At 61.4% G+C, this 17,753-nt stretch carries 19 protein-coding genes; 8 read left to right on the top strand and 11 right to left on the bottom strand.

Translation table 11 applies throughout. From position 1 onward, the window contains the following. Window position 1 precedes the first annotated feature (1 nt). Entirely contained in the window at window positions 2-1,402 is a 1,401-nt protein-coding gene (locus tag P7228_RS14090; RefSeq protein WP_278015866.1) for a pyruvate dehydrogenase complex E1 component subunit beta, read from the top strand. Window positions 1,403-1,428: 26 nt separating this feature from the next. Here P7228_RS14090 and P7228_RS14085 read toward each other — a convergent pair whose 3' ends face one another. From P7228_RS14085 to P7228_RS14075, 3 genes are read right to left on the bottom strand one after another with little or no spacing between them, the layout of a single operon-like run. After that, entirely contained in the window at window positions 1,429-1,905 is a 477-nt protein-coding gene (locus P7228_RS14085) for a TadE/TadG family type IV pilus assembly protein (protein WP_278015865.1), read from the bottom strand. Further along, window positions 1,902-2,309: a TadE/TadG family type IV pilus assembly protein gene (locus P7228_RS14080; protein ID WP_278015864.1), complete on the bottom strand. Its 408-nt coding sequence runs from the start codon at window positions 2,307-2,309 to the stop codon at window positions 1,902-1,904. The genes P7228_RS14085 and P7228_RS14080 overlap by 4 nt, the downstream gene beginning before the upstream one ends. A gap of 53 nt (window positions 2,310-2,362) precedes the next feature. Then, the gene (locus tag P7228_RS14075) at window positions 2,363-3,646 is read right to left on the bottom strand and encodes a pilus assembly protein TadG-related protein (protein ID WP_278015863.1); all 1,284 of its coding nucleotides are present in this window, start codon (window positions 3,644-3,646) and stop codon (window positions 2,363-2,365) included. Window positions 3,647-3,827: 181 nt separating this feature from the next. On the opposite strand from P7228_RS14075, the gene P7228_RS14070 reads away from it, so the two are divergent. Continuing rightward, entirely contained in the window at window positions 3,828-4,484 is a 657-nt protein-coding gene (locus P7228_RS14070) for a squalene/phytoene synthase family protein (RefSeq protein WP_278015862.1), read from the top strand. 39 nt (window positions 4,485-4,523) lie between these two features. Then, a complete protein-coding gene (locus P7228_RS14065) occupies window positions 4,524-4,985 on the top strand; it encodes an EF-hand domain-containing protein (RefSeq protein WP_278015861.1) in 462 nt (153 codons plus the stop codon). Between the two features lie 3 nt (window positions 4,986-4,988). Here P7228_RS14065 and trmFO read toward each other — a convergent pair whose 3' ends face one another. After that, window positions 4,989-6,368 carry a methylenetetrahydrofolate--tRNA-(uracil(54)-C(5))-methyltransferase (FADH(2)-oxidizing) TrmFO gene (gene trmFO, locus P7228_RS14060; protein ID WP_278015860.1) on the bottom strand — a complete coding sequence of 460 codons (1,380 nt, stop codon included), beginning with the start codon at window positions 6,366-6,368 and terminating at the stop codon, window positions 4,989-4,991. A gap of 68 nt (window positions 6,369-6,436) precedes the next feature. On the opposite strand from trmFO, the gene P7228_RS14055 reads away from it, so the two are divergent. Next, window positions 6,437-7,093 carry a lysoplasmalogenase gene (locus P7228_RS14055; protein ID WP_278015859.1) on the top strand — a complete coding sequence of 219 codons (657 nt, stop codon included), beginning with the start codon at window positions 6,437-6,439 and terminating at the stop codon, window positions 7,091-7,093. Between the two features lie 3 nt (window positions 7,094-7,096). Here P7228_RS14055 and P7228_RS14050 read toward each other — a convergent pair whose 3' ends face one another. Both P7228_RS14050 and gyrA read right to left on the bottom strand, forming a co-directional pair. Further along, window positions 7,097-7,942, bottom strand: a complete 846-nt coding sequence (locus P7228_RS14050; protein ID WP_278015858.1) for a TauD/TfdA dioxygenase family protein — start codon at window positions 7,940-7,942, stop codon at window positions 7,097-7,099. 10 nt (window positions 7,943-7,952) lie between these two features. Then, entirely contained in the window at window positions 7,953-10,781 is a 2,829-nt protein-coding gene (gene gyrA / locus P7228_RS14045) for a DNA gyrase subunit A (protein ID WP_278015857.1), read from the bottom strand. A 305-nt stretch (window positions 10,782-11,086) separates the two neighbouring features. On the opposite strand from gyrA, the gene P7228_RS14040 reads away from it, so the two are divergent. Next, window positions 11,087-12,397, top strand: a complete 1,311-nt coding sequence (locus P7228_RS14040) for a hypothetical protein (protein ID WP_278015856.1) — start codon at window positions 11,087-11,089, stop codon at window positions 12,395-12,397. A gap of 80 nt (window positions 12,398-12,477) precedes the next feature. On the opposite strand, the gene P7228_RS14035 is transcribed toward P7228_RS14040, so the two are convergent. From P7228_RS14035 to P7228_RS14020, 4 genes are read right to left on the bottom strand one after another with little or no spacing between them, the layout of a single operon-like run. Further along, the gene (locus P7228_RS14035; RefSeq protein WP_278015855.1) at window positions 12,478-13,185 is read right to left on the bottom strand and encodes an NYN domain-containing protein; all 708 of its coding nucleotides are present in this window, start codon (window positions 13,183-13,185) and stop codon (window positions 12,478-12,480) included. 39 nt (window positions 13,186-13,224) lie between these two features. Continuing rightward, entirely contained in the window at window positions 13,225-13,866 is a 642-nt protein-coding gene (locus P7228_RS14030) for a carbonic anhydrase (protein WP_278015854.1), read from the bottom strand. Next, complete coding sequence (locus P7228_RS14025; RefSeq protein WP_278015853.1) at window positions 13,866-14,174, bottom strand: P-II family nitrogen regulator; 309 nt, start codon at window positions 14,172-14,174, stop codon at window positions 13,866-13,868. Before P7228_RS14025 ends, P7228_RS14030 begins: the two co-directional genes overlap by 1 nt. A gap of 2 nt (window positions 14,175-14,176) precedes the next feature. Then, entirely contained in the window at window positions 14,177-15,154 is a 978-nt protein-coding gene (locus P7228_RS14020) for a sodium-dependent bicarbonate transport family permease (RefSeq protein ID WP_278015852.1), read from the bottom strand. A 116-nt stretch (window positions 15,155-15,270) separates the two neighbouring features. On the opposite strand from P7228_RS14020, the gene P7228_RS14015 reads away from it, so the two are divergent. Genes P7228_RS14015 through P7228_RS14005 form a run of 3 tightly spaced genes read left to right on the top strand, consistent with a single transcriptional unit; the run spans window position 15,271 to window position 17,242 of the window. Continuing rightward, complete coding sequence (locus tag P7228_RS14015) at window positions 15,271-15,786, top strand: hypothetical protein (RefSeq protein WP_278015851.1); 516 nt, start codon at window positions 15,271-15,273, stop codon at window positions 15,784-15,786. A 47-nt stretch (window positions 15,787-15,833) separates the two neighbouring features. Further along, the gene (lipA, locus tag P7228_RS14010; protein WP_278015850.1) at window positions 15,834-16,787 is read left to right on the top strand and encodes a lipoyl synthase; all 954 of its coding nucleotides are present in this window, start codon (window positions 15,834-15,836) and stop codon (window positions 16,785-16,787) included. Next, window positions 16,787-17,242, top strand: coding sequence for a type II toxin-antitoxin system RatA family toxin (locus P7228_RS14005; protein WP_278015849.1), 456 nt, complete (start codon window positions 16,787-16,789; stop codon window positions 17,240-17,242). Before lipA ends, P7228_RS14005 begins: the two co-directional genes overlap by 1 nt. Here the strand turns inward: P7228_RS14005 and P7228_RS14000 are convergent. Beyond that, entirely contained in the window at window positions 17,239-17,745 is a 507-nt protein-coding gene (locus tag P7228_RS14000; RefSeq protein ID WP_278015848.1) for a CinA family protein, read from the bottom strand. The genes P7228_RS14005 and P7228_RS14000 overlap by 4 nt on opposite strands. Between the last annotated feature and the right edge of the window lie 8 nt (window positions 17,746-17,753).

Genomic DNA, 17,753 nt, shown 5'->3' with positions numbered 1-17,753 from the left:
CATGGCGATCGAACTGAAAATGCCCGCTCTGTCGCCGACCATGGAAGAAGGCACGCTCGCACGTTGGCTCAAGCAGGAAGGTGACCCGATCACCTCGGGCGATATCATTGCCGAGATCGAAACCGACAAGGCAACGATGGAATTCGAAGCCGTCGATGAAGGTACTCTGGCGAAGATTCTTGTTGCTGAGGGCACCGAGAATGTCGCCGTCGGCACCGTGATCGCGATGCTGGCGGGCGAGGGCGAAGATGCTTCCGACGTCGAGGCGCCGAGCGAAAGCGCGGCTGAACCCGCGCCAGTCGCTGAAGTGCCGGGTGAGGGCAAGGATGTCGGCCGCGACGACAAGGACGGCTCGATCACGCCCGAGAAACCCAAGAGCGAGCCGAAGTCGGACCCGACCATTCCCGAAGGGACCAGCTTCTCTCAGGTTTCGGTGCGCGAAGCGCTGCGTGACGGCATGGCCGAGGAGATGCGCCGCGACGAACGCGTTTTCGTCATGGGCGAGGAAGTCGCCGAGTACCAGGGAGCCTACAAGGTCACCCAGGGCCTGCTCGACGAGTTCGGACCCAAGCGCGTAATCGATACGCCGATCACCGAATATGGCTTTGCCGGTATCGGCACGGGCGCGGCCATGGGCGGCCTGCGTCCGATCGTCGAATTCATGACCTTCAACTTCGCCATGCAGGCGATCGACCACATCATCAACTCGGCGGCCAAGACCAACTACATGTCAGGTGGCCAGATGCGTTGCCCGATCGTGTTCCGCGGACCCAACGGCGCTGCGAGCCGCGTCGGTGCGCAGCACAGCCAGAACTACGGTCCGTGGTATGCCTCGGTACCGGGTCTGATTGTTATCGCGCCTTATGACAGCGCGGATGCCAAGGGATTGATGAAGGCTGCGATCCGCAGCGATGACCCGGTCGTGTTCCTCGAGAACGAGCTGGTCTATGGCCGCAGCTTCGATGTGCCCGACATTGATGATTACGTGCTGCCGATCGGCAAGGCGCGGATCATGCGGGAAGGTTCGGACGTGACTATCGTGAGCTACTCGATCGGGGTCGGCTTCGCGCTGGAAGCGGCAGAGACGCTTGCGGCCGAGGGAATCGAAGCCGAGGTCATCGACCTGCGCACCTTGCGCCCGCTGGACAAGCAGGCGATCCTCGACAGTCTGGCCAAGACCAACCGCCTGATCATAGCGGAAGAGGGCTGGCCGACCTGCTCGATTGCATCGGAAGTGATGGCGATCTGCATGGAGGATGGCTTCGACCATCTCGACGCGCCGGTGCTGCGCGTTTGCGACGAGGATGTGCCGCTACCCTATGCGGCAAACCTCGAGAAGCTTGCTTTGATCGATGCACCGCGGATCGTCGCGGCGGCGAAAAAGGTCTGTTATCGCGATTGAGAGGGATAGGTGGCTGGCCTAGAGGGTCAGCCGTCCTCCTCTTCTTCTTCCTCTTCGGCATCGGCTTCCGAGACGACGAATATCGATCGCTCGTAATTCATCTCGAATGCGTCGAAATCGATGAGCGGCATGAAGCTCTCGCCCCGATAGGCGAGACTGATAGTGTACTCAGTGGCACCTTCGACGCGGCTCGTCGTTTCCTCGGTGACGTCGAGCTTGAGCTGATCGGTATCGAGCAGATAGGGCGCCCCCACCGCAATGCTGCGGGCTATGGCGCTGATCTCGCCGGCCGAAAGCTCGTTCTCCTTCTGGTACTCGACCATGATCCGGCGCGAGGTGTCGGAGGCGACCGACCGCAACGAATTGTGGTTCTGCATGTAGATCGCGACATGGAATACGCCGATCATCGCCATGATGATGACGGGGGCGAGCATGGCGAACTCGACCAGGATCGATCCGCGCTCGTCGCGGCGAAGTCGCAGGTGGAGAGGGCTTGCGCTCACGGGAGCAGTACCGTGCGTTCGACCTGCATGTCGACCGGCTTGCCCACCCCGAAATCGGTCCAGATCGGGGTGTATGTGTCGCTGATTACCAGGCGAACGTAGTCGGTAACGACATCGTCCTCATTGCAGCTTTCGGGAGTGCTGACGGTCTGCGCATTAGCATTGCAGCGATAGAAACGCGAGATCGTGATCTGGCTGTCATCGAGGTCCGCCGATGCCTTGAGGATATTCTTCAGCTTGGTCGTGGAGGTTTCCGCTCCGCTCGCGGTGGCGATGGCGATGACCTCTGCTTCACCGGCGACCGACTGGAGCTCGAACTGGCGCGAAACGATACGACTTGTCTCGAACCCGCCTAGCGACATCACGATCAGGATCGGCAGGATGAAGGCCGTTTCGATTGCCATTGCACCGCGGCTGTCACGGCAAAGTCGATCGAAGAAACGGGGCGTGACGGCGATCATGCGACCAGTCTCACCTTGGCTTTCGACGATCCGACATTGGTAGCTTCGTCGGTCGGGCAAAGTGTTTCGAGCTTGGCTCCGCCGCGAACGTCGACACGATAGGCCGAAATCAGCAGACACTGCGAACTGACGTCTGCGGTGCCGTTGATGCGGAGCGAGCCGGAGGGCATGTAGATCAAGCCCTCGATCAGCGAGTTCGAGTTGCCGTTCATGATGTGGCCCGGCTCGGCCGGTTCATTGTCGCGTTCCTCGAAGATCAGGATATCCGAAAGCCGGTCAGCCTGATCGGCATATCCCGCAGTGGCGACATCGGCCGCCGTCATCGGCGAAAGGCGGATCGAATTCCCGTTGCCGTTACCGCCCAGCTTCAGACGCGCGCCGTTGCGCAGGACGAACATGACGCCGGTTCCCGTGACGTTGTAATTGGCGGACAGGTCGAGCTCGCCGCCATTGATGACATAGATGCCGGAGGACAGAACCGTGGTGCACTTCACTACCAGCCCGGCATAGGTCCCCGGGAGGAGAGAGGCCTGCTTGTTCTGGCCCTTGCCGGTGCAGTTGTAGGTGCGATTGGCATCATTCGTCGGCGGTTCGAGGTCGGCATATTCGTCGACCAAATTGTCGGCATCCTCGATAACCTTGTCATCGAGATCTGTGGGCGCATCGACCTTGCCGCAGGCCACGATGATGTCGGTCTCGACGGTGGCGCTGCCGTCAATGGTGATCGCGTCGTCACTGCATGAAAGCGCGGCGATCCCGCATTGCGCCTTGATGGAGGCGTTGCCGCCGATGGTCGTCCCGGCTCCGTCGTCAGCGAGCGAGACGATGCATGCGCTGTAGCTTGCGCCCTGGGCAAAGCTGGCCTGGGCTGTGGCGGACACTGTTACGGGTCCCCCGGTCAGGAAGCTGCTGAAGGGCAGGCGACGTGTCGCACTCGCCCTCGCAAGCACGCTGTTATCGTCACCCCCGGCGTAATCGACGATGTCGATATAGAGGTCCGAAGCGAACTCCTTCGTCACCGAGAGATTGGCGCTGAATTCCTGATTTGCGCGATCCGAATACAGATCGGCCGAGTCCTCGTTGGCGAGCGCCAGCGCACCGGCATAGGCCGCCTGGTCAACCGCCTGCTGCAGTTCACGCTTCCACAAGTACCACTGCGCCGTATCAACGGCGAAACCGGTACCGCCGATCAATGCCGGGGCGCCCAAGGCAACCAAGAGAGCGGCATTGCCTTGCTTGCTGGCTCTTAGGCGTCGGCAAAGATCTCGAAACCTGATCATGAAGCGTGTGGACCCTGCGAATACGACGATGCGGGCACTGCATTTGACAAGTTTAGGTGAGCTTATCGTTAGCTGGCATGGTTAAGGCGAGGTTACTGAGGCAGGCCATGCCCTTGGCAAAAGGCCATACTTCCTAGCCTGTGCCCTTGACAGGCGCGCTTAACGTGAGCCTACCGCGATCATGCACCTGTCCGAGACGGAAGAACTGCCAGCCGAACAGAAATTGGCGATCGCTCACTGCGCTCCTGCCATTCGCGGACGGTTGGCAGCCTTCTTCGGCCTTGATCGGCGTCTGGGTCGCATTGTCGCCAATGCGGGCGAACCGATGCTCGCGCAGATGCGCCTCGCGTGGTGGCGGGACCAACTTGCCCAACCGCCGGAACAAAGACCGGGCGGAGATGCCGTGCTCGATGCGATCGCAGTCGAATGGGTCGATCCTGATCCATTGATCGCGCTGGTCGACGCGTGGGAGGTGTTGGTAACGCATGAGGAGCTTGCGCAGGCCACAATTCAGGACTTCGCGGAGGGGCGGGCGACACCATTGGGGCATCTGGATGCAGGGGCCGGCGAGGCTCTTCGGCGACGGCTGCAATCGGCCGGACGGCGCTGGGGGCTGGCGGACGCAGCCGCGCATACGAGTTCGAACGAGGAAAGGCTGCAGATCGTTGCCGCAGGCTTGGCCGAGGATGGCCCGAAGAACGGGCGGCCCCGCCATGTGCGTGGAATCATGATCCTGGAGGCCTTGGCAATACGGGCGCTCAGGCGAGGGGGGTACCCATTGATGGAGGGGCGTGGCGCGGCACTAGTTGCGCTGCGCGTTGGCTTGCTCGGGCGCTGAAAAGCGTTATTCTCGAGATACTTGTCAGGGGGTATATGCATGGGCCGGATGGCGCTGGGACTGTTCTTGGGGCTCGTGATCGCATCTGTTGGCCTGTATTGGTGGCAGGGCGTGGCGCAGGTCGAGAACAATGCTCCGCCACCTCCCGAAGTCGAGGCATCTCGCTCTCCAGACGAGCTACCGCTGACCGATCCTACCGATATGACCGGCCCCGAACCCCCCGAGGCGAGCCAGTTGACCCGCGAGCAGATCCGCTTCTTTCGTTACGACCGTAATCGCGACCTCGTGATCACGCGCAACGAAATGCTTTCGACCCGCAGCGACGGGTTCCGTGCGCTTGATGTCGATGGCAACAACTTGCTCACCTTCGAGGAATGGGCAGTCACGACCGTGGAACGGTTCGATGGGGCAGACGCCAACGGCGATGGCAAGCTCGACGCGAAGGAGTTTGCTACCACCGCACCCAAGAGAAGCGCGAAAAGGACTCGCTGCCGCTGCTGAGAGCTAGGCAGGGATTGGATCCGTTTCTGCCAGCCATGCCTTCAGATCTCCCTTGGCGCGCGAGGTATAGGCTTCCTTGCGCGCTTTCTTCTTCACGTCGTGGAGCGGCGGGAATAGGCCGAAGTTGACGTTCATGGGCTGATAGGTCTCGGCCTCGGCATCGCCAGTGATGTGACTGAGAAGTGCGCCGAGCGCGGTAGTCGCGGGGAGGGGCGTCCATTCGCGTCCTGCCAACTCGGATGCGGCCATCATTCCCGCAATAAGGCCAACAGCGCTCGATTCTACATAGCCTTCGCAGCCTGTCACCTGTCCGGCGAACCGGATATGCGGCGCATTCCGCAGCCGTAGCTGGCGATCGAGCACCATGGGCGAGTTAAGGAAGGTGTTGCGGTGCAGGCCGCCAAGCCGGGCGAATTCGGCGTTCTCGAGGCCGGGAATGGTACGGAACAGCTCGATCTGTGCGGCATATTTGAGCTTGGTCTGGAAACCGACCATGTTCCACAAGGTGCCGAGCTTGTTGTCTTGCCTGAGCTGCACCACGGCATAGGGCCAGCGGCCCTGCGGAAATTCCGGTGTGGTGTCGCGCGGATTGTCTAGCCCGACGGGCTTCATCGGGCCAAAGCGCAATGTGTCGACCCCGCGCGCTGCCATGACCTCGATCGGCATGCAGCCCTCGAAGTAAGGCGTGTCCTTCTCCCACTCGCGAAACTCGGTCTTTTCGCCATCGAGCAGGCCCTGATGGAAGGCGAGATACTGCTCCTTCGTCATCGGGCAATTGATGTAGTCACCATCTTCGTTCGAGGCTTCGTTACGCTTGTTCCAGCGCGATTGGATCCAGCAGATATCCATGTCGATGCTGTCGCGGTGCACAATCGGCGCGATCGCGTCGAAGAATGCAAGCCGTTCTTGCCCAGTCGCCTGGACGATACTCTGGGCGAGTGATTGTGCGGTCAGCGGGCCGGTGGCGACGATCGTCATTCCGGCTTCGGGCAATCGGTCGATCCGTTCGCGCACCACGGTGACGTTGGGATGTTCGAGCAGGCGCTTTTCGACCTCGGCCGAAAACACATCCCGATCGACCGCCATGGCGCTGCCTGCGGGGACGCGCGCGACCTCGCCCGCAGCCATGATCAGGGAATTCAGCTCGCGCATCTCATAGTGCAGCAAGCCGACGGCGTTCTTGTCGCTGTCATCCGAACGGAAGCTGTTCGAACAGACCAGTTCGGCGAGACCGTCGGTCTGGTGGGCCGGGGTCATGTCGCCCGACCCGCGCATCTCCGACAGGCGGACCTTGAACCCACCTTCGGCAAGCTGCCAAGCGGCTTCGCTTCCGGCGAGACCGCCGCCGATAATGTGGACGTCGTGTGTGGTGGACATGTTCATTGCGCTGCGCACCTAGTGCTTGCGCCCCCCATTCATCAAGTCCAAGAGCGCCGAAGGAGGGAAAACATATGCCCAAGCGTGCGTTGGTAGAACACAGGCCCTGGCTGCTTGCGAGCCTTGCCGCGGCAATCGCGTTCTATTTCCTGCGCGACAATCCCATCGGCGGTCTTTGGCTGATCCTGCTGAAGGGGGCAGGGGTCGCCTTCCTCGCCGTTTATACTCTGCGCCGTGGACATGGCGTGGCGGCTCTCCTGATCGGCCTGACTATGGCTCTGTCGTCGATTGGCGACATGGCCATCGAGTTATCGCTCGAAGCAGGCGGGGCGGCGTTCTTCCTGTCGCACCTCGCGGCGATGTCCCTCTATCTCAAGCATCCGCGCCAACACACGACCGGCAGCCAGAAAATGCTGGCTGTCGCCCTGCTTCTAGGAACACCCCTGGTGTGCTGGATGCTCTCACATAACTGGCAGGTGACGCTTTACGGCCTCGCTCTTGGCGGGATGGCGTCGACCGCATGGATGAGCCGCTTTCCGCGTTACCGCGTCGGCCTTGGGGCGGTCCTGTTCGTAATATCCGATTGGCTGATCTTCAGCGAGTTGGGCCCGGTCGATCTGGGAGACATCCCGCAATATGCGATCTGGCCGCTGTACTACGGCGGGCAGTTCCTGATCGCGACGGGCGTGGTGCAGACGCTGCGTCACGAGCTTGCGGAAGAGGACGGTTAGAACCTAGCCAGCCCAGGCGGCGATGGTCGTGCGATGCAGTTCGCGCCGGTGCCCCTCGTATCCGCCGGTTGCCTTGTGCAGCACGCTGCGATTGTCCCACATCACCACCATGCCAGGCTCCCAGCGGTGGCGGTAGACGAACTCGTCGCGGCCCTGCCATAGCGCCAGCTCGCCCAGCAAACCGATGGCCTCGGCCTGATCCATGCCTTCGATGCCGATAATGTAGCCGAGCGTCGAGAAAATGGCTTCTTTGCCCGTTTCGGGGTGACGCCGGATCAGCGGGTGAGTCTGTGTCTCGAGCGCGCTTTCGCCGGGCCGGATCGCCATGGAGCGGCCTTCATCCTTCTCGCCATAGGCACCGTCAGGCGCGTAGGCGAGCTTGGCACTGTGAATGGCGGTGAGCGATCGCAAGTATTCCTTCCGCTCCTCTGGCAGTGCGGCGAAGGCTGCGACCTGGTCGGCGAACATCGTGTCGCCGCCAATCGGAGGGATGTCGATCGCCATCAGGCAGGTGCCAGCGGGCGGTTGGGCCAGGAAGCTCCAATCGCTGTGCCAGTTCTCTGCAAACAGCGGTGTCTGCTCGTCGGCTTCTCGCAGGATAGCGGCAATGTGCTGGCGACCCTCGATCGGTGCGAAGAAAGGATCCTCGCCAAACCCGCCCATTGCCTCGGTGAAGCGCTCGAGCGCGTCGTCGTCCATTGCCCCTTGGTCGGGGAAGGCGACGACCTTGTGCTCGAGCCAGGCGGCGCGGATTTCCTCGGTCAGTGCAGGGGAGAGATCGCTCGACAGGTCGACCCCCGTCACTCGTGCGCCGCAGCTCGAGTCGGACGGTTCGACCGTGAGCGTCATCTATCTCTCCCTAGCCGCCCGGTTCACCCTCGATATTCTTGTCAGAATGCGCCGTGGTGTAGGGCGTGGTTTCCTGTGCCTCGCGACCCGCCATTTCCTCGGCGATCGCCTCTTCGGCATCATTCTCCGGTTCTTCGGTTTCGTCAATCAACGCGGCGCCAACGACCTGTTCGTTATCGGCAACGTTGAAGATCCTTACGCCGGCAGAAGTCCGACCGATGATGCGGAAACCACCCGGATCTTCGCCCTCAAGCATGTGGCGGAAATCGATCGGCAGACGGATCAGCTTGGCCTGGTCGGTCACCAGCATCAACTGCGAGCCATGCTTGATCGGGAAGCTGGCGACCACCGGGCCATTGCGATCCGGGTTGCTTTCGGGCGTGCCGATATTCGTCAGCCCCTGACCGCCGCGACCAATCGTGCGATATTCGTAGGCAGAAGAGATCTTGCCGTAGCCATTGGCGGTGATGGTGAGGACGAACTCCTCGGCTTCGGCCATTTCCGAGACCTTCTCGGCGTCGATCGCGGGTTCGGCGTCGTTCTCCTTCCACGGCGCCGCGCGGAGATAGGCGTCGCGAATCTCGGTGTCCCTTTCGCCCGCGTCCAGCACGGCCATCGAAACGACCTTGGCGCCATCCTTGAGCGTCATACCGCGCACGCCGATGCCGGTGCGACTCTTGGTCTCGCGCGCATCGGTGGCAGAGAAACGGATTGCCTTGCCTGCATCGCTGGCGAGGAAGACCTCCTGGTCCTCTGTAAGAAGCTCGACGCCGATCAACCGATCGCCGCTACCCTCGACAAAGCCCATCGCGTATTTGCCATTGGTGGGAACGTTGGTGAAGGCGTCCATCGAATTGCGGCGGACCATGCCCTGTTCCGTCGCAAAGATGATGTTGAGCTTGGACCACTCGTTCTCGTCCTCGGGCAGGGGCAGGACATTGGTAACGCGTTCGTCGTCACCCAAGGGCAGCAGGTTGACCATCGGGCGGCCCTTCGTCTGCGGGCCTCCTTCGGGCAGCTTCCAAACTTTGAGCCGATAGACGCGGCCGGTGTTGGTAAAGAACAGGACCGGATTGTGGGTCGACGTGACGAACATCTCGACCACGGCGTCCTCGTCCTTGGTCGCCATGCCGCTGCGACCCTTGCCGCCACGGTTCTGCGCCCGGAAGGTGTCGAGCGGGGTACGCTTGATGTAACCGCTATGGGTGACGGTTACGACCATGTCTTCCTGTTCGATTAGGTCCTCGTCTTCGAGGCCGTCCCAGGCAGGCGCGATTTCCGAGACGCGCGGCGTCGCGTAGGTCGAGCGGATTTCTTCGAGTTCCTCGCGCATGACGCGATAGAGCTTCACGCGGTCGGCGAGGATCGATAGATATTCCTCGATGGCAACCGCCAGTTCCTTGAGCTCATCACCGATCTCGTCGCGGCCCAACGCGGTCAGGCGATGCAGGCGGAGTTCGAGGATTGCCTTCACCTGGCGCTCCGAGAGGCGGTAAGTGCCGCCTTCCTGTTCGGCATCGGGTTCGATGGCTTCAACCAGGCGGATATACTGTGCAATGTCACCAATCGGCCAGTCGCGCGTGAGCAACTTCTGCCGTGCTTCGGCCGGGTTCGACGAACCACGGATGATCGCCACGACTTCGTCCAAATTGGAAACCGCGACAACCAAGCCGAGCAAGATATGCGCGCGGTCGCGTGCCTTGTTGAGCTCGAACTTGGTCCGGCGGGTAATGACCTGCTCGCGGAACTGGATGAATGCCTGGATGATGTCGCGCAGCGCGAGCACCTCGGGCCTGCCACCGCGGATCGCGAGCATATTGGCGGGAAAGCTCGCCTGGGCCGGCGTGTGGCGCCACAACTGATTGAGCACCACTTCGGGAGTTGCATCGCGCTTGAGCTCGACAACGACCCGCACACCTTCGCGCGAACTTTCGTCGCGGATGTCCGAGATTCCCTCGATCCGCTTCTCCTTGGCAGCGTCGGCGATCTTTTCGACCAAGCCCGACTTGCCGACCTGATACGGAATCGACGTGAGGACGATCGAACGCCGGTCGTTGCGCCCGGTCTCGATCTCGTGGCGAGCGCGCATGAGGATCGATCCGCGCCCGGTCGTGTAGGCTGCGCGGGCGCCGGACTTGCCGAGGATCAGCGGCGCGGTCGGGAAGTCGGGGCCGGGAATAATCTCGAACAGTTCTTCGCTGGTGATGCCCGGGTTCTCGATGAAGGCAAGGCAGCCATCGATCACTTCGCCCAGATTGTGCGGCGGGATATTGGTTGCCATGCCCACCGCGATGCCGCCAGCGCCGTTGACCAGCAGGTTGGGGAAGCGCGCGGGAAGCACGGTCGGCTCCTGCCGGGAGCCATCGTAGTTGTCGGCGAAATCGACCGTGTCCTTGTCGAGATCGTCGAGCAGGCTGTTCGTCACCCTGGCCAGGCGCGCTTCGGTATAACGCATCGAGGCTGGCGGATCGGGGTCCATCGAGCCGAAGTTGCCCTGGCCATCAATCAGCGGGACACGCAGCGACCAGGATTGGGTCATGCGCGCTAGGGCGTCGTAGATCGCAGCGTCGCCGTGGGGGTGGTAGTTACCCATCACGTCGCCGACGATCTTGGCGCTCTTGCGGTAAGGGCGACCTGCGACAAAGCCGCCTTCCTGGCTGGCGAACAGTATGCGACGATGGACCGGTTTGAGGCCGTCGCGAACGTCGGGAAGCGCGCGGCTGACGATCACGCTCATCGCGTAATCGAGATAGCTGGTCTTCATCTCGTCGACGATGTCGACGCGCTCGAAATCGCCCATCGGGCTACCAGGGATCAGGGTATCGGTTTCGTCGCTCAAAACTTGGCCGTTTCTGCTCTGTTTTTGGGGCTTGGTTTACACCTGCCAATGTAGGGAAGGGGGAGCCCTTTCGCCACTCGGCGAGCGGAACAAAACCGGGCTCTGTTCGCTTTATCCACATATAGCCGCCCCGCCTCAGGCGGAATAGGCAGATGCCAGTTGAACGCGCCATTCAAAGCTCGTTCAGCCCGTTTCACCTAGGTGGAATTGCAAATTGCGGGAATGCAGTCCAATAAAACCTGCGCAATCGATTTTTCCGGCGCCCTGCATGGCGCCGTTCCATTGTTTTCAGGAGAGACCCTAAAATGCGTTCATTCGTTGCCTCACAGCGTGCCTCGAAGATGCGAGGCTCCTCCTTTGCACTCGCCGTGGCGCTGGCGATGGGCACCGCAGTCGGTGTTACCGGCTTCGCCGAGCCCGCGCATGCTGCAAAGAAGGAAAAGAAAGCCAAGTCCGAGTATTCGAAGGAATTTATCGCGGCGTACAAGCCGATCGAGGAAGCTTTCAACACGGAAGGTGCCGACCTCGCAGCGCTCAAGGGCCAATTCCCTACCCTCGTTTCCCTTTCGCAGTCGGCAGATGAGCGGTTTGCGACGGGCAATCTGCTCTACAATGCTGGGGTCAAGACTCAGGATCAGACGCTTCAGCTCCAGGGTATGGAACTGATGTTGGGCAGCGGCAAGGTAGCACCCGAACAGGCCGGTCAGTTCAACTTCGTCGCCTATCAGCTTGCTTATGCTGGAAAGCAGAATGAGAAAGCGCGTGCTTACCTGCAGAAGGCTATGGACGCTAACTACGCTAATGAACGCGTGAGCGCTGCCGATTTGCAGGCGGCGATGGCGGAAACGTATCTTTCCGAAGGACGCCACGAAGAAGGTGTGCGCGTCCTTACCGACGCGATTGCTGCACGCAAGGCTGCGGGCTTGCCGGTCGAGGAGAACTGGTATCAGCGCGGCCTGTCGGTCGCCTATAACAACAAGGTTCAGCCGGCTGTCTACGACGTGATCGCCGTCTGGCTGGCGGATTATCCGAGCGAAGCGAATTGGCGGGACTCGGTCAATATCGCCCGTAATCTCAACGACTTCCAGTCAGACGAGATGCTCGACCTTTTGCGTCTCAGCTATCGCGTCAACGCAATGAAGAACAAGGTCGAGTATATCGACTTCATCGATGCTGCCGACCCGCGCAAGCTGCCCAAAGAAGTCGAGATGATTATTGAGAAGGGCTATTCGAGCGGCCTTGTCAGCAAGGACGATATCTACGTGTCGGACTCGCTCAAGACTGCGAAGGGCCGCATTGCATCCGACCGGGCTGAATTGCCCTCGCTGGAGCGTGACGCCCGAGCGTCTTCGGCTAGCCTGCGCACCGTCATTGCCGCAGGCGACGCATTCCTCAGCTACGGCGAGTACGCCAAGGCCGAGGAATTCTACCGCAAGGGTCTCGGAATGCCAGGCGCCGCAGCTGCCCAGACGCAGACCCGTCTCGGCATCGCACTGACCGAGCAGGGCAAGTACGATGCTGCGCTCGAGGCGTTCGGTAAGGTCGATGGCCGTCGTGCTGCGATTGCCCGCCTGTGGTCGACCTATGTCCACCAGAAAATGGGCCACGGCGGTTAAGTCGGACACATACTGGAGAAATTTCGGCGCGGGCCTTTCGAGGCTCGCGCCGTTTTCTTTTGCTCAAGTGCAAATCCGCCCTAGCGAAGTCGCCTGACGTAAAGCTGGTCGTCGGTACCGCGCTTCAGCTCGAAACGATCAAGCGAGCGCATGAGCTCAGAGAGCCGCTTGAACCCGTAGTTGCGGACATCGAAGCTCGACCGGTTGCCGGCGATTTGGCCCACTTCCTGCAACTTGGCGAAACCGTCGTCGTCTCGGCTCGAGGCTTTCCAGGCTCCCCCCAACAATTCGATCAATTCATCGTCGACCTTGTTGGATTGCCTGCCCGCGCCGTCCTTATCGTCGCCTCCGATCAGCTTAGCGATGTCGATGAAGCGGGTGCAGGCCGTGCGCAATGCCTCGGGCGTCTTGGCATCACCGAAGCAGTAGACGGGGTGCCCGTCCTGCCTCAGACGCGTTACGAGCGGTGTGAAATCGCTATCCGAGCTCATTATCCCGAAGCCATCGACCTTGCCCTGGTAGAGCAAGTCCACCGCATCGATCGTCATCGCCATGTCGGTGGCGTTTTTCCCGCGGGTAAGGTCGAATTGCTGATGCGGCCTGATGCCATAGCGGTTGGTGATGTCGCCCCAGCGCTTGAGCGCGTCCTTGGCCCAATTGCCGTAGGCGCGGCGGATATTGACCTGGCCCAGTTCGGCCAGGACAGTCAGCACCGCGTCTATCCCATTGGGATCGACGTTATCCGCATCGATGAGCAGGGCGATATTCTTGGCGTTGATCTCGGACATGCGCGCTAGATGGTCGCAGCCGCAGCAAGGAGCAAGGGATTATTCCGCCGGGCGAAATTCGCCGGTCTCATCGTCGAGAACGTGGAGCACGCCTTCCGAAATCGCAAAGAAGCAGCCTCGCAGCTTGAGCGCGCCGCTCGCTTCCTTCTCCTTGACGCAGGGAAAGGTGCGCAAGTTGGCAAGGCTGACCTTCACCCCCGCCAGTTCCATCGCGCGTTCCGCCTCGCGGCCATCGGTACCGTGGCTTTGCGCCACCTCGTCGCGAGCATCGTCGAGGAGATGGATCCAGTTGGCGATAAATCCGCCCTGGCCGGGCTCGCTGCCGTGCAGGTCGCGAGTGAGAGCTGCCTTGCAGCCTCCGCACATGCCGTGGCCCATCACCACAATTTGCTTCACCTCGAGAAATTGCACAGCAAATTCCAGCGCGGCCGACACGCCGTGCAAGCCGGGGGTGGTTTCGAACGGCGGCACGAGCGCGGCGACATTGCGCACCACGAAGATTTCGCCGGGATCGACGTCAAAGATCTGCGCCGGGTCGACCCGGCTGTCGCTGCAGCCGATGATCATCAGCTTGGGGTGCTGCCCCTCGGCGACGAGGCGATCATAGCGGGCGCGCTGGCGCGGATAGCCTTCGGTGCGGAACCGGCGATAACCTTCGAGCAGTTGAGCGAACTCGGGCATCAGAAACGCTCGCCCCTGATTACCTCTACATCCCACATCGTCAGCAACAATCCATGCGATGTCAGAATGGGTGCGAGGTTTTCTGCCAGAGCCATTGCCTTCTCTTCGGGTGCAATCGTCAGGACGAAGACCTTGTCGGTGCCCATCACTCGCTCCTCACGCCAGTGGCCGTCGCGGCCCTTGCCCGAATTCACCGGGGTGACGGTCCAACCGGTGATTTCCGCTCGGTCAATCGCGTCGGTGACGCGTTTGACGAGGGCAACGTCGGTGAGGATTTCGATCCGCTTTCGGGTCACCATCTCGATCATGGCTAGCCTCCTGTCGAGCTGGCTATGGCTGATGCAAGCGCACTTATCAGCCCGATATTTATAAGGATGTTGAACGGGAATGTGATGCTGAGCGACATTGTGAGATAGATGCCAGGATCTGCCTCGGGCAATGCCAGCCGCATGGCGGCCGGAACCGCGATATAGCTCGCGCTGGCGCAAAGTACTCCGAACGCCGCAGCCGAGCCCACATCCAGGCCGATCGCCGTACCCAAAGCTGTGCCGACCACGCCGTTAACGAGCGGCAGGCCGATAGCGATCACCGCCAACCGCCAGGTGAGCGCACGGGCATCCATGATGCGCCGGGCTGCGATCAATCCCATATCCAGCAGGAATATGCAGAGCACGCCCTTGAATCCCGCCTCGAAGAAAGGAGCTACGTCGGCGAAACCCTGCGTCCCGGCGATCATGCCGATAGCAAATGCGCCAAGCAGAAGGACGACCGATGCATTGAAGAACACCTCGTGCAGCAATTCGCCTGCTCGCTGTCCGTCCTTGCTGCCAAAGCCGCGCGCCAACAGCAGGCCCGTGAGAATGGCCGGCGTCTCCATTGCCGCCATGACCGCGACCATATAGCCGCCCGGCGGCTTCGACTGTGCTTCAAGGATCTCGACCGCAGTCACGAATGTCACCACGCTTACGGATCCGTAGTGGGCAGCCACGGCCCCAGCATTGATCCGGTCGAGCTTCCCAAATCCCTTCAAGACTGCATTGGCGACGAAGGGGAGCAGGAAACTCGCCGCGATACCTGCGGCAAGTGCGGCAAGTACTATGCTATCGATGCCCGACTTCGAAACCGCGACCCCGCCCTTGAGGCCGATCGCGGCCATCAGGTAGAGCGACATGCCCTTGGCGAGAGCTTCGGGAATAGCGAGATCGGACCGCGCAAACGCAGCCAGCAGACCAAGCACGAAGAACAAGACTACCGGAGAGGTGAAGGTCTGTAACGCGGTCGCATCCATGGATTTTGCTCGTAGCGCCGCTCCATTGCGGCGACAAGCGCGAGATCGCCTGGATTGTTCAGAACCGGTTCAGCGCTCGGCGCTCTTTTTTCCGCTCAACTACAGGGAGGTGATAGATGCGATCGAGGGGTGTGTTTCCGGTCTTGCTGGCAAGCGCAGTTGCTGCGTGCGGGCCCAATTACTTCGTGAAGGGGCATTCGCTCGCTCCCGCCGAATCTGTGACCATTGCCACCTATCCTACCGGGGCGCTCGCGACCAACGCGCAAGGCAATCGTTGCGTAACGCCTTGCAAGCTGCCCTTGCTGACCGGTGATGGGGGAGAAATCACCATCTCCAAGGAAGGTTATCACACCGAACGCCATTACGTCGGAGTGCAGGATTCGAAACGGAAGCTCGCGATGCGATCTGCCGATCTGGCGGTTGAGGCCATCGACCCCGATCCGGTCACCATGGGGCTTACATTGCTCGCCCATGCGGCCAGCGGGAAGGGCGGCGTGCAGGAACTCGACGTTCGATCGATCCAGAGCGAACTCATTCCGCTAAAGGAAGGAGAGGAAGACCTGCTCGCGCCTGCGCAACCGGTCACGGGGGAACGGATTCCCATCGATTTGTCCGACTCCACTGCACCATAGGTATGCATCGCCTTGCGGGGCGGGGCTCTCCCGCCTAGATGGGCGCCATGAACGACCTCTCTTCACCGCCAAGCAGCGACGCGCCGCGTCCAGCGCGCCAGCGCAAGCCCGACTGGATCAGAGTCAAGGCGCCTGTCAGCCAGGGCTACAACGAGACGCGCAAACTGATGCGCGACCTGAACCTGCATACGGTGTGCGAAGAGGCCGCTTGTCCCAATATCGGCGAGTGCTGGACCAAGAAGCACGCGACGGTGATGATCCTGGGCGACACCTGCACGCGGGCCTGCCGGTTCTGCAACATCAAGACCGGGATGCCGATGCCGGTCGACCCGCTCGAGCCGGAGCACACGGCCGCCGCCGCCGCCGCAATGGGGCTCGAGCATATCGTCATTACCAGCGTTGATCGCGACGACCTGCCAGACCGGGGTGCAGGGCAGTTCGTCAAGGTCATCAACGCGCTCCGCCGCGAGACCCCGAACACGACGATCGAAATCCTCACGCCCGACTTCAAGGGGCGGATGAAGCAGTCGATCGAGGAAATCTGCGAGGCTGGGCCCGACGTCTTCAACCACAATCTCGAAACGGTACCGCGGCTCTATCCGACGATCCGGCCGGGCGCGCGCTACTATGCCTCGCTGCGTTTGCTCGAAGAGGTCAAGGCACACAATCCGCTGATCTTCACGAAGTCGGGCATTATGCTCGGCCTGGGCGAGCAGCGGCTCGAAGTGCACCAGGTAATGGACGACATGCGCAGTGCCGACATCGATTTCATCACCATGGGTCAGTACCTCCAGCCGACGCCCAAGCATGCCAATGTCGAGGAGTTTGTGACGCCGCAGGCGTTCAAGGCCTATGGCTCGATCGCGCGGGCCAAGGGCTTCCTGCAAGTCGCGTCGAGCCCGCTGACCCGATCGAGCTATCACGCCGGGGATGATTTCGCCGAAATGCGTGCAGCGCGCGAAGCCAAGCTGGCGAAACAGGCGGCCAAGCAGGACAACTGATGCCGGGCATTCGCGAGGTTCACGCGCTCCCTTATTCGCCGGAGCAGATGTTCGATCTCGTGGCTGATGTCGCGCGCTACCCGGAATTCCTGCCCTGGGTGGTTGCGACGCGGATCAAGTCGAACACCGACACCGAGATGGTCGCCGACATGCTGGTCGGGTTCAAGGCGATCCGGGAAAAATTCACGTCCAAGGTGATGAAGGACCGCCCGCGCCAGATCGATGTCCATTACCTAGATGGGCCATTGCGCGATCTCGACAACAACTGGACCTTCAAGGAAATGTCGGACGGCGGCTGCGAAATCCATTTCTGCGTCGACTTCACGTTCCGCAATGCAATGTTCGAAGCCATGGCGGGACAGTATTTCGATCGTGCCTTCAGGCGCATGGTCGATGCTTTCGAGCAGCGTGCGGACCAGCTCTATGGCCGCGATGCCGCGCCCGGAGCGACCTAGTTCGGGAGCAAGAGCTCCAGCGCGCAGATCGTCGCCTGCTGGCGGATCTCGGCCCGGTTGGCCCCATCGAAATTCTTGAGCTCGCCCTCGGGCTCTCCTTCGCCATTCCTGAATGCCCGGGCAAACACCACCGTGCCGACCGGCTTTAGCTGGGTTCCCCCGCCCGGACCCGCAACGCCGCTGATGGCAACTGCGACATCGGCATCGCTGCGCTCGAGGGCCCCCTGGGCCATGGCCCACACGCAGGCGATGGATACCGCGCCGAAGGTCTCGATGATCTCGCTCGATACGCCGAGCATCTGCATCTTGGCATCGTTTGAATAAGTGACGAAGCCGCGGTCGAGCACCGCCGAGGAGCCGGGAATCTCCGTCAGTGCCGCTGCGACAAGGCCCCCAGTGCAGCTCTCTGCCACCACGACCTTGCGCCCGGCGGTTGCGTTCTCATCGACCACTCGCTGGGCGAGCAGTGCAATGTCGTGTGGGAGCAACGCACCCTGGTCCATAAGATTCT

The sequence above is a fragment of the Altererythrobacter sp. CAU 1644 genome, from assembly GCF_029623755.1.
Classification (GTDB): domain Bacteria; phylum Pseudomonadota; class Alphaproteobacteria; order Sphingomonadales; family Sphingomonadaceae; genus Erythrobacter; species Erythrobacter arenosus.
Note: the sequence above shows the minus strand (reverse complement) of the source record. Positions and strands in the feature narration are given on the sequence as shown.

Bases quoted from the DNA above. Each gene is read 5' to 3' on its own strand.
- P7228_RS14090 (WP_278015866.1), top strand. From the start codon at position 2: ATGGCGATCGAACTGAAAATGCCCGCTCTGTCGCCGACCATGGAAGAA.
- P7228_RS14080 (WP_278015864.1), bottom strand. From the start codon at position 2,309: ATGGCAATCGAAACGGCCTTCATCCTGCCGATCCTGATCGTGATGTCG.
- P7228_RS14075 (WP_278015863.1), bottom strand. From the start codon at position 3,646: ATGATCAGGTTTCGAGATCTTTGCCGACGCCTAAGAGCCAGCAAGCAA.
- P7228_RS14070 (WP_278015862.1), top strand. From the start codon at position 3,828: ATGCACCTGTCCGAGACGGAAGAACTGCCAGCCGAACAGAAATTGGCG.
- P7228_RS14065 (WP_278015861.1), top strand. From the start codon at position 4,524: ATGGGCCGGATGGCGCTGGGACTGTTCTTGGGGCTCGTGATCGCATCT.
- trmFO (WP_278015860.1), bottom strand. From the start codon at position 6,368: ATGAACATGTCCACCACACACGACGTCCACATTATCGGCGGCGGTCTC.
- P7228_RS14055 (WP_278015859.1), top strand. From the start codon at position 6,437: ATGCCCAAGCGTGCGTTGGTAGAACACAGGCCCTGGCTGCTTGCGAGC.
- P7228_RS14050 (WP_278015858.1), bottom strand. From the start codon at position 7,942: ATGACGCTCACGGTCGAACCGTCCGACTCGAGCTGCGGCGCACGAGTG.
- P7228_RS14040 (WP_278015856.1), top strand. From the start codon at position 11,087: ATGCGTTCATTCGTTGCCTCACAGCGTGCCTCGAAGATGCGAGGCTCC.
- P7228_RS14035 (WP_278015855.1), bottom strand. From the start codon at position 13,185: ATGTCCGAGATCAACGCCAAGAATATCGCCCTGCTCATCGATGCGGAT.
- P7228_RS14030 (WP_278015854.1), bottom strand. From the start codon at position 13,866: ATGCCCGAGTTCGCTCAACTGCTCGAAGGTTATCGCCGGTTCCGCACC.
- P7228_RS14025 (WP_278015853.1), bottom strand. From the start codon at position 14,174: ATGATCGAGATGGTGACCCGAAAGCGGATCGAAATCCTCACCGACGTT.
- P7228_RS14020 (WP_278015852.1), bottom strand. From the start codon at position 15,154: ATGGATGCGACCGCGTTACAGACCTTCACCTCTCCGGTAGTCTTGTTC.
- P7228_RS14015 (WP_278015851.1), top strand. From the start codon at position 15,271: ATGCGATCGAGGGGTGTGTTTCCGGTCTTGCTGGCAAGCGCAGTTGCT.
- lipA (WP_278015850.1), top strand. From the start codon at position 15,834: ATGAACGACCTCTCTTCACCGCCAAGCAGCGACGCGCCGCGTCCAGCG.
- P7228_RS14005 (WP_278015849.1), top strand. From the start codon at position 16,787: ATGCCGGGCATTCGCGAGGTTCACGCGCTCCCTTATTCGCCGGAGCAG.
- P7228_RS14000 (WP_278015848.1), bottom strand. From the start codon at position 17,745: ATGGACCAGGGTGCGTTGCTCCCACACGACATTGCACTGCTCGCCCAG.